General features: G+C 50.6%; 16 protein-coding genes. 8 read left to right on the top strand and 8 right to left on the bottom strand.

The features are described from left to right. Positions 1–148: 148 nt before the first annotated feature. From OEL83_06580 to OEL83_06555, 6 genes are all read right to left on the bottom strand, one after another. A complete protein-coding gene (locus tag OEL83_06580; protein ID MDK9706701.1) occupies positions 149–655 on the bottom strand; it encodes a hypothetical protein in 507 nt (168 codons plus the stop codon). Next, entirely contained in the window at positions 642–1,931 is a 1,290-nt protein-coding gene (gene hemA, locus OEL83_06575) for a glutamyl-tRNA reductase (protein ID MDK9706700.1), read from the bottom strand. Before hemA ends, OEL83_06580 begins: the two co-directional genes overlap by 14 nt. Beyond that, on the bottom strand, positions 1,921–2,748 hold the full coding sequence (gene ccsB / locus OEL83_06570; protein MDK9706699.1) for a c-type cytochrome biogenesis protein CcsB: 828 nt from the start codon (positions 2,746–2,748) through the stop codon (positions 1,921–1,923). Before ccsB ends, hemA begins: the two co-directional genes overlap by 11 nt. 132 nt (positions 2,749–2,880) lie before the next feature. Further along, on the bottom strand, positions 2,881–3,585 hold the full coding sequence (locus OEL83_06565; GenBank protein MDK9706698.1) for a bifunctional precorrin-2 dehydrogenase/sirohydrochlorin ferrochelatase: 705 nt from the start codon (positions 3,583–3,585) through the stop codon (positions 2,881–2,883). Between the two features lie 93 nt (positions 3,586–3,678). Further along, positions 3,679–4,371: a protein N-lysine methyltransferase family protein gene (locus OEL83_06560; GenBank protein MDK9706697.1), complete on the bottom strand. Its 693-nt coding sequence runs from the start codon at positions 4,369–4,371 to the stop codon at positions 3,679–3,681. 138 nt (positions 4,372–4,509) lie between these two features. Continuing rightward, complete coding sequence (locus tag OEL83_06555; protein ID MDK9706696.1) at positions 4,510–5,013, bottom strand: TlpA family protein disulfide reductase; 504 nt, start codon at positions 5,011–5,013, stop codon at positions 4,510–4,512. 336 nt (positions 5,014–5,349) lie between these two features. Between OEL83_06555 and OEL83_06550 the strand changes: the two genes are divergently transcribed. The 4 genes from OEL83_06550 to OEL83_06535 all read left to right on the top strand — a co-directional run bounded on the left by OEL83_06550 (position 5,350) and on the right by OEL83_06535 (position 8,725). Further along, positions 5,350–6,363, top strand: a complete 1,014-nt coding sequence (locus tag OEL83_06550) for a SurA N-terminal domain-containing protein (protein ID MDK9706695.1) — start codon at positions 5,350–5,352, stop codon at positions 6,361–6,363. A 32-nt stretch (positions 6,364–6,395) separates the two neighbouring features. Further along, positions 6,396–7,307: a helix-turn-helix domain-containing protein gene (locus OEL83_06545; protein MDK9706694.1), complete on the top strand. Its 912-nt coding sequence runs from the start codon at positions 6,396–6,398 to the stop codon at positions 7,305–7,307. Positions 7,308–7,324: 17 nt separating this feature from the next. Beyond that, positions 7,325–8,071, top strand: coding sequence for a DNA repair protein RecO (recO, locus tag OEL83_06540; GenBank protein ID MDK9706693.1), 747 nt, complete (start codon positions 7,325–7,327; stop codon positions 8,069–8,071). A gap of 141 nt (positions 8,072–8,212) precedes the next feature. Continuing rightward, complete coding sequence (locus OEL83_06535; GenBank protein MDK9706692.1) at positions 8,213–8,725, top strand: hypothetical protein; 513 nt, start codon at positions 8,213–8,215, stop codon at positions 8,723–8,725. Between the two features lie 39 nt (positions 8,726–8,764). Here OEL83_06535 and OEL83_06530 read toward each other — a convergent pair whose 3' ends face one another. After that, a complete protein-coding gene (locus OEL83_06530; GenBank protein MDK9706691.1) occupies positions 8,765–9,694 on the bottom strand; it encodes a biotin--[acetyl-CoA-carboxylase] ligase in 930 nt (309 codons plus the stop codon). Between the two features lie 32 nt (positions 9,695–9,726). Next, positions 9,727–10,383, bottom strand: a complete 657-nt coding sequence (locus tag OEL83_06525) for a hypothetical protein (protein ID MDK9706690.1) — start codon at positions 10,381–10,383, stop codon at positions 9,727–9,729. Positions 10,384–10,661: 278 nt separating this feature from the next. On the opposite strand from OEL83_06525, the gene cmoA reads away from it, so the two are divergent. From cmoA to OEL83_06505, 4 genes are all read left to right on the top strand, one after another. Then, the gene (gene cmoA / locus OEL83_06520) at positions 10,662–11,399 is read left to right on the top strand and encodes a carboxy-S-adenosyl-L-methionine synthase CmoA (protein MDK9706689.1); all 738 of its coding nucleotides are present in this window, start codon (positions 10,662–10,664) and stop codon (positions 11,397–11,399) included. A gap of 13 nt (positions 11,400–11,412) precedes the next feature. Continuing rightward, positions 11,413–12,375, top strand: a complete 963-nt coding sequence (gene cmoB / locus OEL83_06515; protein MDK9706688.1) for a tRNA 5-methoxyuridine(34)/uridine 5-oxyacetic acid(34) synthase CmoB — start codon at positions 11,413–11,415, stop codon at positions 12,373–12,375. Between the two features lie 175 nt (positions 12,376–12,550). Continuing rightward, positions 12,551–13,099, top strand: coding sequence for a hypothetical protein (locus OEL83_06510; GenBank protein ID MDK9706687.1), 549 nt, complete (start codon positions 12,551–12,553; stop codon positions 13,097–13,099). Between the two features lie 133 nt (positions 13,100–13,232). After that, the gene (locus OEL83_06505; GenBank protein ID MDK9706686.1) at positions 13,233–14,078 is read left to right on the top strand and encodes a rhomboid family intramembrane serine protease; all 846 of its coding nucleotides are present in this window, start codon (positions 13,233–13,235) and stop codon (positions 14,076–14,078) included. Positions 14,079–14,128: the final 50 nt, after the last annotated feature.

The raw sequence follows: 14,128 nt of genomic DNA, 5'->3' as shown, positions 1-14,128 counted from the left end.
CAAAAAGAGCAACTACAACCAAGACTCGGCTTGGGATACTGCCGGTGGGTCATCAGTACGATAGGCGCCAACCTGTCAGCTTATTCGACCGGTACGAAAGCCTGGGCAGTGGATGAAAAGAAGAACTATGCGGAAAAATATCGAAATATTATTGATTAGAAAGACAAAAAGCAGCAATATCGGAAACCCCGCTATTGAGGTCCACTCCCAGCTCCTCCGCAAACTTCTGTAGTTCGTGGTACGTGCAATTAATAATAGATAGACGCTTTGCCTCACTGACTTCGGCAAGCTCGATAACAAGAAATACAATCAAGGCCTCCGCCACTTGCTGACGCAGGCGGCTGGGATCGATGTTTTGCCGCTCACAGAAAGTACAGAACCTCCGATAATTGATTATCGATCGACTGATTCCGCGGTATATCGGGGTTCCACTATTGACATGGTGAAGATCGCGGAGAATGATTTCTGAGAATCTCTCTACTGCTGCTTGCCGAAGCCAGTTCATCTGTTCCTCACTGAGCACCAGCCGAGGGCCGTCTTTCGCTCGAATCAGGTAATAGATGGCGGAGTGCAGGGCAATTTCCGGTGTCTCACCGGAATGCCTGACCAGATACCATTCATTTTCTAAAAGTTCGGTGAGGTTATCGTTCATCATTTTCTCTGGTCAAACCGAACAGTTCACGAACGATAGTTACCTTCTGGTCACTATTGTCTCGTCCGGAACATGATTCACTCTTCAGATACATGAGGGGGTCGTGGAGAATTTTCGCAGAGAAAGCCTCCATCATCCGAACAAGAGTCTTCCGGTCTGCATCAGTAACCTGAGGCATCTTCGCTAAAGTCCGCTCCAGTTCGCTTAATGCGATGGAATCAATTTTTTTCTTTAGAGCCTGGATGGTTGGTGAAACTGATACCCCCTGATACCAATTCAGAAACTTGAGTGTTTCTTCCTCGACAATTCTCGCAGCCTTCACCGCCTCCTTATCACGTTCAGATTTGTTAATCTCAACGACATTGCTCAGATCATCGATATCGTACAGATATACATTATCGATTTCGATAAGCCGTGGATCAAGGTCACGGGGCACGGCTATATCGATGAAGAAGAGGGGATTGTTCATTCTCGCCCGCATCACCGATTTCACTTGCTCCTTATGTAGGATGATCTCGGTTGCACCTGTCGAACTAATAATGATATCAACATATTGCAGTTGAGACACCAACTCTTCCATGGAAACTGCTCGACCCTTGAAACGCCTGGCCAAATCAACCGCTCTAGCCAGGGTTCGATTGGCCACGACGACTTCCCCCACACCCTGGCCAACCAAATGTTCTGCCGCGAGTTCAGCCATCTCCCCGGCACCTACAAGGAGCACCTTTTTATCTTTCAGGTTACCAAAAATCTTTTTGGCAAGCTGCACCGCCGCATAGCTAATTGAAACGGCAGAGGAACCAATTGCTGTTTCGGTACGCACTCTCTTGGCAACTGAAAATGATTTATGCAGCATTTTATTGAGGAGCGGCCCGGTGCAACCAAAATGAGCGGCATGCCGATAGGCCTCCTTTAATTGTCCAAGTATCTGTGCCTCCCCCACCACCATGGAATCAAGACTGGCAGCGACCATAAAAAGATGATGAACGGCATCCTGACCGTGCAATAGATACAGATACTTCCGTGCGATCTCATTGCTGATACGGCTACCGAAGAGAAAATCAATGACCCGGTCTTCGACGTCTTCAAGAGGATCAGCAACCAACAGCAACTCGACACGGTTACAGGTGGAAAGCAGGTAATATTCGCGAAGACCTGGGACACCTTTTAATGCCAGGAGCGGCCCTTCATAACCGCCGGACATGGCAATCTGTTCTCGAATTTCAACCGGAGTGTTTTTATGATTTACCCCGAGCAAGATGATATTTTCACCCGGCATAACTATGCACCCCACCTAGTAGATATGTTACGCCCCACAGGGTAAATATAACCGCAGCAAAACCTACTACCGCCATCACCGCAGCCCTCTTGCCGCGCCAGCCCACGGTAAAACGCTGATGAATTTGGACAAGGTACACAAACCAGGTTATCAGTGACCAGGTTTCCTTCGGATCCCATTGCCAATAGGTCCCCCACGCCTGTCGAGCCCAGATCGATCCGGTGACTATCCCTATCGTTAAAAACACAAAACCAGTCGTCAAACAGTGATTGTTGAGTTGATCCAGGGCATCAAGGGAAGGAAAACGAGGGAAGAAGTACCCGAATTTTTTGCTTTTCAGTTCCCTCTCTAGTAGCAGATACATCAGACCCCCACAAAAGGCGAGGGATAGAAATCCGTAAGCAATCAGCGACACCCCGCCATGGACCGGCAGCCAAGCACTTTGCAGGGCCGGAAGTAGCGGATCTATGTTTTTTTCAGAAAAAGAAGAGATGAGGACAAGGGCAAAAATCAGCACGGAAACAAAAGTACCAAAATTCTTAACGGTATATCGCCACCGGAAAGACAAATAGGCCCAGGTAGTCGCCCAGGCGAAAAAAAACACCGCTTCATGCTGAGAGGTTATCGGGGTATGACCGGCAAGAAAGTAGCGCAAAAGGATATAGAGAGTTTGAAGAATACCCGAGGTCACCATGACCATTCTGGCTATCCTTCTTATCCTTTTGTCTTGACTGATAAAATAAACAAAATATGCCGCTGCGGCAAGAAAGGTGATGCCTAAAACCGTAAGGAAAAGGAGGTAGGTGAATTCTTCCATAGGTATCTCAGTTTAAAAGATGTGGGCCAGAGAGGCTGAGGAGTTCATACAAGACCTGCTGTTGATTACCGGTAGCTCGCTATTCCCCGGCATGTCGTTTCCGAGAGATCTCTTTCATCAAAAAATCTTCTGTCAGCGGCTGACACTCGGTCTCCGCTTGCCGTCGTGCTTTTCAAGAAACTGCCGAACTAGGGCAATGGCGTCGATATTCTCAGGAAGCTCCCGCAGGAGAAGCATTTGCAACTCAAACCATTCCTCCTTCCGCAAGAGGTCGAGTATCCCCAGATGAAGAAGACGATGGAATAATTCACTGTGATCAGCTGAAAAAGCACGACCCTCTAACAATCTTTCTCGTAACAAGAAGAGCAGATCTACCGCCGCCTCGTATTCCGGACCAATTTCCTCTTCCAATTTTTGGCGAATTTTCTTGGCCAAGGCCGGGCTTCCTCCGCCAGTCGATATTGCAATCAACATCTTGCCACGACGAAAATGCGCTGGAATATGAAAGTCACTGCCCTTGGGATCGTCGGCACTATTGAGGATCACCCCAGTTTTTTCCGCCTCTATTTTTATCCGGGTCTGTACAATACGGTCATTGGTTGCGGCAAACACCAGGAAGGCCCCCTTCAGGTCACCTTCAACATATCCCCTCTCTACCCAGGAAATCTGGCCTTCTTCTGCTAACATCCGCAATTCTGGCAGAACTGTCGGGCTGATAAGCCGAATCCGCGCATCGGCCTCCAGAAGTCCCCTCGTCTTGCGCAGCGCCACATCACCGCCCCCGACTACCACACAAAGCCGATCGGTTATTCGCAGGTTAACGGGATAAAAGGGCATAGCTGTCGCTAGTGTTATGATATTGTTGGCACAAGGAGAACCGCAGGTCAAAAAGGACCGTCAGTATGCTCAAATCCTGGCAAAAATTCCCATTCATTTTTTGTGACGCAGACGGTTGACAATTATCGTTTTGGCTTTTCCATCCCGGTTAATCATTTGTTTTTTAATGGAAATATCAAAATCTTTAGCAGCAAGCTGGAGAAACTTCGGCAAACTCTGTCTCGTCGCATCGTGCGCCAAAAAGATCATGCCATCAGGTTTTAACAGGGTTTGAAAGATATTTAACAGAGGTTGGAAAAACTCGTCACGAAAAAGAATTTCCGCCCCAGCTAAAACATCGAATTGCTCAAGTTTCGGTGGATTCAGCCAATCCAGGTGAATAAATTCTACTCCTTTTAACCCTGAGGCAGCAGCACTCACCTTTTGAAAATCCATAATGATATCTTCATAATCACTAATGGTCACCGTGTAGCCGGCGGCGGCAGCAGCGAGCCCTGGGGCACCTAACCCAGCGCCAAGTTCAAGCAGTCGGCAACCGGAGGTATCCCGCTGTGAGCCAAGAATGTAAGCAAGGACCATCGCAGCATCCCAGAGACGAATCCAGAACGGAAACTCCGACACGTTGGCAAAGGGGTCTTTTCCCTCAAGAAACTGCTCCAGATCAGCTATTTTCAGGAGACGAAGGCGTTTTTCGCCAACCTCGAAACGGTCAAAGGTCAGCTTATATTTCGAACGGATACGGTTGTAAATCTGACGTTCCTGTTCGGGAAGTGTTCGAATATCCATAAAAAATGCAACCTCAATAAAAAAAGAATCGGCTGATCAAAAAATCAGCCGACGCGCCAAACTACTGAAAAATGATTTCTCTGTCAATCAACAACCCCGAATGGACCAGCTTTCTCAGGCTAATTTGGTTTCCGTCAGTTAGTTAAGGAGGCTTCGAATATCTTTTTCAAGTACGGTGTGATGCACATAACCTTTGTATTTTTTCACCACATTACCGGTTTTGTTTACCAGAAATGCCACGGGAATTTCAAAGACCCCGCCGAAATCGCTAGCCGTTTTTGCGCCTGCGAGGAGGACCGGATAGTTAATCTCCTTACTTTCTACAAATTTTGCCACATTGGCCGGCCCCTGTTGATCGACGGACATGCCTATCACTGAAAATCCGGCGTCGGCCATGTCTTTTTGCAGCTTAACCAACACAGGGACCTCTTCCCTGCAGGGTGGGCACCAAGTGGCGAAAAAGGTCAACAAAAGAACTCTCCCCTTAAAAGCACTCGAATTGACAATCTTGCCGTCACGAACATTCTCAAGCGCAAACGCCGGCATCTGGGTGGCCGCAGTGATTTCCCCAGGAAACATAAATCCACCCGATATAACAAGGAAAAACAAAACAGCCAAGGTCGATTTTTGCAGCTTTTTCATGGAATTACTCCCGGGAAGATTTCAATATTATTCGCGCTATGATATACTCTTGCAACAATTTATCCCATATTCCTTTAAAGTCAACCACGGCCAAGAGAACTTCAGGTGCTCAATATGTTATAAAATCATCTGGTTTCCACCAATAAAAATAGCTTTTTATCGGCAATTTGGGTAAATGGATCTGGATCAACCTGGCTGAGTCACAGAAATTATTATTTTTTCAGGGACTGCTGCAAGGCAAATTAGTTATACCTTCTGAATTGCACCACAGTCCATGTTGCTGTTTTCAATGTTTATCTTCGCAAATTTTTCATTAAATTACGGTTTAGGATATCTATGACTCGACCCACCACAAACCGGCAGTTCAGCAGATTCCTCGGCGGGATTTTCGCCATTTTTCTGGTAGTATTGTTGTTCCCTGTAATCGGAAGGGCCGAAGTTGTCGATAAAGTTGTGGCTGTTGTCAATGACGATGTTATCACTCTTTCCGAGTTGGAAGAGGAGATGGCGAGAATTTACCAAATTTTAGCCAAAGAATCCTCCGGCCAGGCCCTGGTGAATTCCATGAACGAAGCCCGGGAGGCCACCATCAATTCGATGATCGACCGGCGTCTCATTAACCAACGGGCAAAATCGACCAATACTACGGTAAGCGACGAAGAGCTAGAGGCCGCTTTCAACACTACCCGAAACCGAATGGCCCTTGACCCAACTGAGTTTAAAAAGAAGCTCGACCGCTCAGGATTGACGGAAGAGACCCTCAAAAAGCAACTCCGTGACCAGGTATTGCAAAGTAAACTCGTTAGTTATGATGTTCGCGCCAAAATCGTCATTACCGAGGAGATGATTCGCGACTATTATAACGAGCATTTTTCCACTAAAATAGACAAAGACAGCTATTATTTGCTGCAGATGGGATTCCAGTGGAACCGGGGGATATCGGATCCGGAAAAATTGCGGGAAGAAAAAGAGGAGACCAAGAAACGAGCGGAGCGAGCACTGGACCTTGTAAAAAAAGGTCAGGAATTCAAAGATGTCGCCAAGAAATTCTCTGATTTGCCTTCAGCGAGCGACGGGGGTGATCTCGGCATCTTGCAGCTCGAAGACATGGCTCCAGCCATGCGAACCGCAGTGGCTTCGCTGAAGACCGGCGAGATAAGTCAAATCATACTGACAGCCGAGGATTATCAGTTCTTCAAGCGACTCTCCGCAACCGACCAAGCCACATCCTCCTCCTATGAAAAGGCCAAGGAAGAAATCAAGGAAAAGCTCTATGAGGAAAAATTAAAGGCAGCCTATTCGGATTGGGTAAAAGGCCTCAAAGAAAACGCCTATATTCGCAGACTGTAAACTCAACATCTAGCTCTTTTTATTTAGAAATTATGCAGCCCCATTCCACCGAAATAAAAACCGTCCCTCTCGGAGAATTCCTTCGGGAAACAAGAATCAAACAGGGACTTGATATTGAGTCGATAGCCGAAGGCACCAAGATATCACCCAAAAACCTCCAGGCTATTGAAGAGAGTGACTTTTCTTCGCTCCCGGCGGAAGTGTTTGCCAGAGGATTCTATACCCTTTATGCCCGTCAACTTGCTCTTGATCCAAGTGAAATACTGGAAATGTATGGGCAAGAACGGAAAATTCACCCCAAAGAAAACCGCTATAAAACCCCACCACCGAACAGATTAGCAGAAGACATGAAGAGCCTGGCGGAACCTCCAAGCGCCCTGCCTTTTGCATATTTTGGCTTCATATTCCTCCTGTTCCTCCTTTTTGGCGCTTTTTTATGCTGGTATTTTTCCTGGAACCCGGCTTCCTACCTCAGCAGTAAATTACGTAGCCTCGATCCAACCCTCAAAGTTGAACAAACAACACGACAGAACCCAGAAGCAAACGTCCCGCAATCACTCTTTGCCGCCGCTCAGGCCCGAAGCACGGCACCTGCGCAGACCAACATCTTGAGTCTTTCATCCCCAGCCCTTGCCTCGACTGAAGCCACGACCCAACCGGTAGAACCGGCCAAAACACTCTCCTCGCCGGGGACGACCAAATACCACGTCAATGCCGTCTTCCAGGAAGAAACCAAGGTGTCTCTCACCATAGACACCAACCCGGAACGGACAATGATCTTCAAGGAAGGAGAGCAGGTAAGCTGGCGTGCCATGGAAAAACTCATCATCTCTTTGCCTGGCAAAACCACGACTCGAATCTCCCTCAACCAAACGCCACTCGAACTCCCTAAAACCGGTGAAGAGAACATCACTCTGGCTATTCCCGAGATGCTTCTCAGATAGACCATCGAACTGGCAGTATGGAAACTGAAGCCATCGTCCTCGACTGCAGCGACTATGGCGAGTCGGACATAATTGTCACCCTGTTCTGTCAGGACGAGGGAAGGATTACCGCCATTGCCAAGGGCGCCAAGAAAAGCCTGCGACGATTCGTCAATAAACTTGAACTGTTCAGCTTTCTCCATATCGTTTGTGAGAGGAAAACCGGACGGCACCTGGCTTTTCTCGCCGAAGCCGATCTGCACACCAGTTTTATCAATATCCGCAACAACCTGGAACTCTACACCATTGCCTCGGTTGTCAGAGAGTTTATGCTTGTCGGCATCAAAGAAGCCGAGCCGGATGAACGTCTTTTCCGCCTTTGCCTGTGGACCTTCCACAATATTAACCTCCGGCAGCAACCAAAGGCCGTTCTTGTCCTTTTTCTCATTCGCTTTTTCGAGTATTTGGGATATCGGCCGAACCTGCATGCATGCAGCCGATGCGCCGAGCCGATTACGACCAAGCGGAGCTATAGTTTCACCCCAAGCGGCGGCGGAATCATCTGTTCAGGATGTGCAGGACCAGAGAAGACATCGATCATTTCCCACGGCACCATCAGGGTGCTCCGCTCAGCTCAGGATTTACCACTCGACCGGCTGCACTGTTTGAAGATGTCCGGAGCTATCCTCAAAGAGGCCCTTGCACTGCTCCATGGCTATGGAAGATACCTGTTACAAAGGGACATCGTGGCATGGAGGATGATGCAAACCCATACACATGCCTGACCAATCGCCCCTTTTTCCCATCCAGGCTACTCGAATAACGGACGAAAAACCGAGTTGAACCAACAGCGGCAAAAGGACCTGCATCCCGGTAAACGGCTCAATGCAATGGAATTAGACAAATAATAACCGAGGTACAATGCTATGAAGAAAGAGGGCTATTTCATTTTATTCTTGTTGTTTGTCACCACCGCCGCAGGTAACTGTTCAGCGGCCGGTGATGTGCGTATCGGTGGCGGGGCTAATTATTGGGTAGCGCTTGAAGATATTGAATTTGGCGATAAAAAATACGACAAGAATGGGGTGGCCTATCTGGCGTCGTATCAATACTGGCAAGGCCTGCTCGGCCTTGAACTTGATCTTGAGTTTCTGCCGGACCGGTTTGGGGAATCGGCTCTGGCCCCAGAGGCGTATATCCTCCTTGGCCGGGCCGTTTACTGTGGCCTGGGGGTTGGTATCATGTATAGTGACGAAGAGTTTGCCGAGAAGCCTTTCTTTGCCCTCAGGGCTGGCTTGAATCTTGAGATACTGCCCAGTCTTTATGCCGATTTTTACGGGAACTACCGATTCAACGATTCGGCAGAGCTTGAGGGAAAGGACACCAATATCGATACCGACACGGTTTTTCTGGGGATGGCTCTCCGTATAGCCCTGTAAACATAACCGGATAAATTGCCCAAAAGAGGGGTCGCCAAATCAGCCGACCTGCCCTAGATAGCGAATTTCTCCACTATGCTCAACTGTCGTTGTCCCGTCAGCGAGCCGAAGGATGAGCCCACCACTTGTGTCCAGTCCGACGACCTCCGCCTGGTATTGCGGTGCAGTAATTACGTCGAAGCCAAAAATCACCCGTTTGCCAAGGGTATCGGAAAGTGCCAGCCAGCGGTCGAGAAGCAGGTGCCGCCCCTGTCTGCCGGAGAAGCCCTCCTCCTTGAGGTCCCGTGCTTCTTCATGGTGGAGGATGCCAATGTTCCAGGCAAGTTTTGCGAGAAACACCGTGGTAAATTCGGAGAGATCGGTATTTCGGCCAAGAAGGAGTCGAAGACTTGTGGCAGTTCCCTCAATTTCTTCTGGGAATTGAGTGTTGTTGACATTTATGCCAAACCCGACCAGGGCGAATTCCTCGCCGTGCACCGGTTCGGTGTAGCTCTCCACCAGAAAGCCGGCAAGCTTTCTCCCCTCAACCAGCACATCATTTACCCAGCGAACCTGCCCATTTACCCCGGCGACCTCCCGCACCGCTTCACAGCAGGCAACGCCGGCAGTAAGCGAAATGAAACTGCGCCCCTGAGGCAACAGGGTATTGGCAAAGATCATACATCCCCACGCCCCGCCGTGCGGCGCATGCCACGAGCGGGAAAACCGCCCCTTGCATTGACTTAGTGTATCCGCGATGATGACGGTTCCGCTGACCATTGATTTGCCGTTTCGGGCGGCCGCAGCGATTAAACCACGGGCGTGGTCCATGGCCCTTGGTAACTGCTCGTGGCTTTCAATAACAGTACCAACGTAGGAACCGTAGCGAACGATCGCTCTCGGATCATACAGCGTGTGCGGCTCCTGGACCGACAATTCAAGTTGCAGACGCCGCAGGACCGCCCGGGGATCCGGGCGATTAACCGCCACAACCATCCTGCCCGGTATGCGTACCAAAGGAATTAATGTTCACTGTCCCACTCTGCCTTGACCCGGGTAATAATCTTCTGGATCAGCGGCAGTTTCTCCGGTGCGCAGACCCCGAGAAGCGGTTCGCCCTGACTGACGGAAACGCCAGGCTTGAAATATACTGAATGAATAACCCCACGCTCACCGTTGTAATACACCGGGGTGTCCCGCTTCATCAGCGACATTGTGAGAATCTCTTCACCCGGTTCAATGGTTATCGCCCGTGCACCTTTTTTATCGATTCGCGACTGGATGTCCATGGCAAAGAAATATTTTGCCGATTCCGGCGCGGGGAAGAGCGACAGCACCTCTTTCAGGATGCTCTCTATAATTTCCTTCTTTTTAAGCGGATGTTTGATGGTCATGAGCTTCACCCCTGCCTCGACGAATTGACCATCGAGTTCACTGCTCAGCTCCGCTACTATGCCGTTAACTTGGGCGGTGATGATCCGCGGGTTTCTTTCCCGGTTGATCTCGTAAAGGGCTGTGCCGGGAACCTGCAACCATTCGCCGCTGGTGGCAACCACCTCTTGACCAACGCCAGCCTTAAACGACACCCTGCCGGTATGAACGGAGAAAATGTCGACATAGCCAAAGGGATCGGACTTATAATTGCTGAGTAATTCGTCAAAATCCAATTCGTTAGACATACCCAAAACCTAGTTGTACTGATTATCTGAAAGGCCGGTAAAAGTGCATCCCGGCCGGAAAAATCGCTCATGCACCCGGCACAGCGCAGGCACTTGGTTTATACCGGCTGAGAAGATACAAGGCAAGACCAATTTTTCCTGAACTACACCAAACGCCAGGAAGGGTTGCGCTACCGGTTTTTGGTTTTCCACGCCCTTGGTTGGTGGTATAGTGCCGGCCAATACGCAAGAAATGCCTCCCTCCTTTGAAGCGCACCACAAACCAATTTTCTCTCACAATGATTGATACCCCCAAGGATACGCTTTTTAAGATCGATACAATACCGGAAGACTTCGTCTTCAACGAACGGGTCGTCGAGGTCTTCGACGATATGCTTGATCGCTCCATCCCTTTCTACAAAGAGGTGATCGAGGCCTCCGCCCAGTTGCTCGACACCTTTTTATCGCCGGGCGATACCGTCTATGACCTCGGTTGTTCCACCGGCACCAGTCTGCTGCTTTTCTGCCGCCTGCTGCGCCAGAAGAAACTGCATTTTGTCGGACTCGACAACTCGGCCCCCATGCTCGACAAGGCCCGGCTCAAGGCGGAATTGTACGGCAAACAGGGGAGCCTCGCCTTTGCCCTTGAGGACATAACCACCTTCAACCATCCTGGGGCAGCAGGGATCATCCTCAACTATACCTTGCAGTTCATCAGGCCCTTGCAGCGCCAGGAATTTCTCCATCGGCTTTTTGACAACCTGCGGCCGGGCGGAGTTCTGCTGATGAGTGAGAAGGTCATCAGCCACAACCGCCGCCTCAACCGTCAATACATATCCATCTACCACCAGTATAAAAAATCACGGGGCTACTCGGAACTGGAGATTGCCAAAAAGCGGGAGGCCCTGGAAAACGTTCTCATCCCTTTTTCCATCGAGGAAAACCTGGCGATGCTGGTCAAGGCCGGTTTTACCGCCGTCGAGACCTATTTCCGCTGGTTCAACTTTGTATCTTTTGTGGCGGTAAAACCCGCCTGAAAACTAGCCAACCATGGATTATCTGGCATCTCTCCCTTCTTCGGCAAATTTTGACGCTATTCTGCAAGAAAGCAGCAAACGCCATAACTGGGTGAATCAGGACAAAAAAGGCTTTCTTCGTTACCGCGAACCGGCCCTGCAGCTCGCCCAGTACCGCGCCGGCCATGTCGACTGCACCGGCGATCAAGTAATAATTGGCTCAGCCGAGGAGATGACTGACCAGAAACGGCTCATCGTCACCGACAAACTCAAGGCCTTTATGCCCTGGCGGAAAGGGCCGTTCTCGGTATTTGGCATCGATATCGATGCCGAATGGCGCAGTGAGAGAAAGTGGCAAAGGCTGGTGCCTGCCCTCCCCAACCTTTCAGGCAAAGTCATTGCCGACATCGGCTGCAACAATGGCTATTACATGTTCCGTATGACTCCGGCCCAGCCCAAACTCGTTCTTGGTTTCGAGCCATCGGTCCAGCACTACTACTGCTTCAAGGCTCTGCAGGGCATGGCCGGGTGCCCAGGTCTGGATATCGATCTCCTTGGTGTCGAGCATCTGGCCCTCTTTCCTTCCTGCTTTGACGTGGTGTTTCTCATGGGGGTCATCTATCATCGTCCATCGCCGGTTGATACCCTCCGCGACATCCATACTGCCCTGAAGCCCGGGGGAACATTGCTTGTCGAGTCCCAGGCCATCCCCGGTGAAGCACCGATGGCGCTGTTTCCAAAAGACACCTACGCCAAGGTGCCCGGAACCTACTTCGTGCCAACCGGCGCCTGTCTCTGCAACTGGATGACGAAGGCCGGTTTCGTCGATGTCAGCCTGTTCTGCCAACACCCCATGTCCAGCGCCGAACAACGCCGCACCGAGTGGATGACCTTTGAATCGTACAGCGACTTTATTACTCCTGGAAATCCGGACTTGACCCTTGAAGGTTACCCGGCGCCCTGGCGTATCTTCGTCAAAGGACAAAAAAAATCATGACCCGGTTCCATTAATATTTCGCCAGGTGTTGCCATTCCCCCTCACTATGGTTACACTGAGGCGACACTTCAATTTTTCTGCGTCTCCCCCGTCATGCGAGACACAGGCTGCACAAGGGATTTGTCTATCCCAATATACTTATAATAGTTATTTACCTTACGAAGGAGCCCCCGAAATGGATCTATCGAAATACACCTTGTACAGTAGCGGCCTGAAAGGCGCCGAGGCGACTTTTGGCGAGGCAGCGGAGAGAATGGGCATTAAGGAAGTTGTCTATTCCTTTGAAGGTCACAAGCTTACCCGCGACCAAAATGTTGTTGTTTTGGGCAAGGACCAGCTCGAACGAGGTGATATCAGCATGGAACTCGCTTCGCGCATGCTCAACCGCACCTACTATGAGACGGAAAAGATTCGCAAGGTCCTGCAGACAATCTTCCACATGGTCAATAGTGGCCACCAGGTATTCGTCATCGGTGCCATTCAAGAGGATGGCTCGGTCAAGGGCGGCACCGGTTGGGCAGTTGAACTGGCGAAGATGTTTAATCGCCCCCTCCATGTCTTCGACCAGCCACAAAAGAAATGGTTCACCTGGAAGGGATCCTGGCAAGAAGATACGCCACGCATTGAATACGACACCTTCGTCGGCAGCGGTACCCGCTATCTGAGCGACGCGGGACGAGAGGCAATAGACAATCTATTTACCAATTCCTTCGCCAACAGGTAATTCCGGCTGTTCTTCGGGGAGCTGCGCCATGCTCCCCCTGTTCTCTTACCCCGCAGTTTTCCGCGCCTCGCCTCAATGAACCGTTGCGAGGCACCAGGACACAATCTCCCTCTTTGCCAATGAACGGTCCTCCATGTCAGCAGATAACAACATAGGATCGCAGCTGTGCCCCGGCTGCCGGAAACTGATCAATCGCTCGGTCCCGCGCTGCCCCTACTGCCAGATGAGTCGCCCGGGGGCGTGGTGGAAAAGGTTCTTCCTGGCCGGCGGCGCAAACGACGCCGACAAGCTGGTAACGGTGCTCATCACCACCAACGCCATCATGTTTGTCGTCGCTCTGGCCATTGATCCACGGCTCTCCGGCTTTAACCCCTTTGAGTTTCTTGCCCCAACCAACCAAAGCCTGCTGGTTCTCGGTTCGACGGGAACCATGCCGCTCTTCCAGCTGGGGCGCTGGTGGTCTCTGGTGGCGGCCGGCTTTCTGCACGGCGGCTTGCTGCATCTGGTCTTCAATATGCTCGCCCTGCGCCAGCTCGCCCCACTGATGGTCCTCGAATTCGGCGCCAGCAGAACAATTATCCTCTACATTCTCGGCAGCGTCGGCGGCTTTGTCATCTCCAGCCTGGCCGGGGTCTCCTTTACCATTGGCGCATCGGCGGCGGTCTGCAGCCTGATCGGCGCCCTTCTCTATTATGGCAGGAGTCGCGGTGGTATCTATGGCCGCAATATCTTCAGCCAGATAGGCGGCTGGGCGGTGGGAATCGCCCTCTTTGGTTTTCTCGTCCCGGGGATTAACAACTGGGGACACGGCGGCGGCATGCTGACCGGTGCACTGCTGGCTTTTCTACTTGGTTATAAAGATAAGAAGAAAGAAACCTTCGGCCACCGGGTGGCGGCCATGGCATGTATTATCGGCACCGGGCTGATTTTAGTATGGTCGTGCCTGAACGGCCTCGCCTTTGTCTTTTTCAGCGGCTAGACTGCGAGTAAAATATCCTGCTGTGGCGAAATCCTTCCGCCCGTAACGAA

Origin of the sequence: Desulforhopalus sp. (assembly GCA_030247675.1) — a bacterium.
Classification (GTDB): domain Bacteria; phylum Desulfobacterota; class Desulfobulbia; order Desulfobulbales; family Desulfocapsaceae; genus Desulforhopalus_A.
The sequence above is the reverse complement of the archived record's forward strand: the minus strand, read 5'-3'. Positions and strand labels throughout refer to the sequence as shown.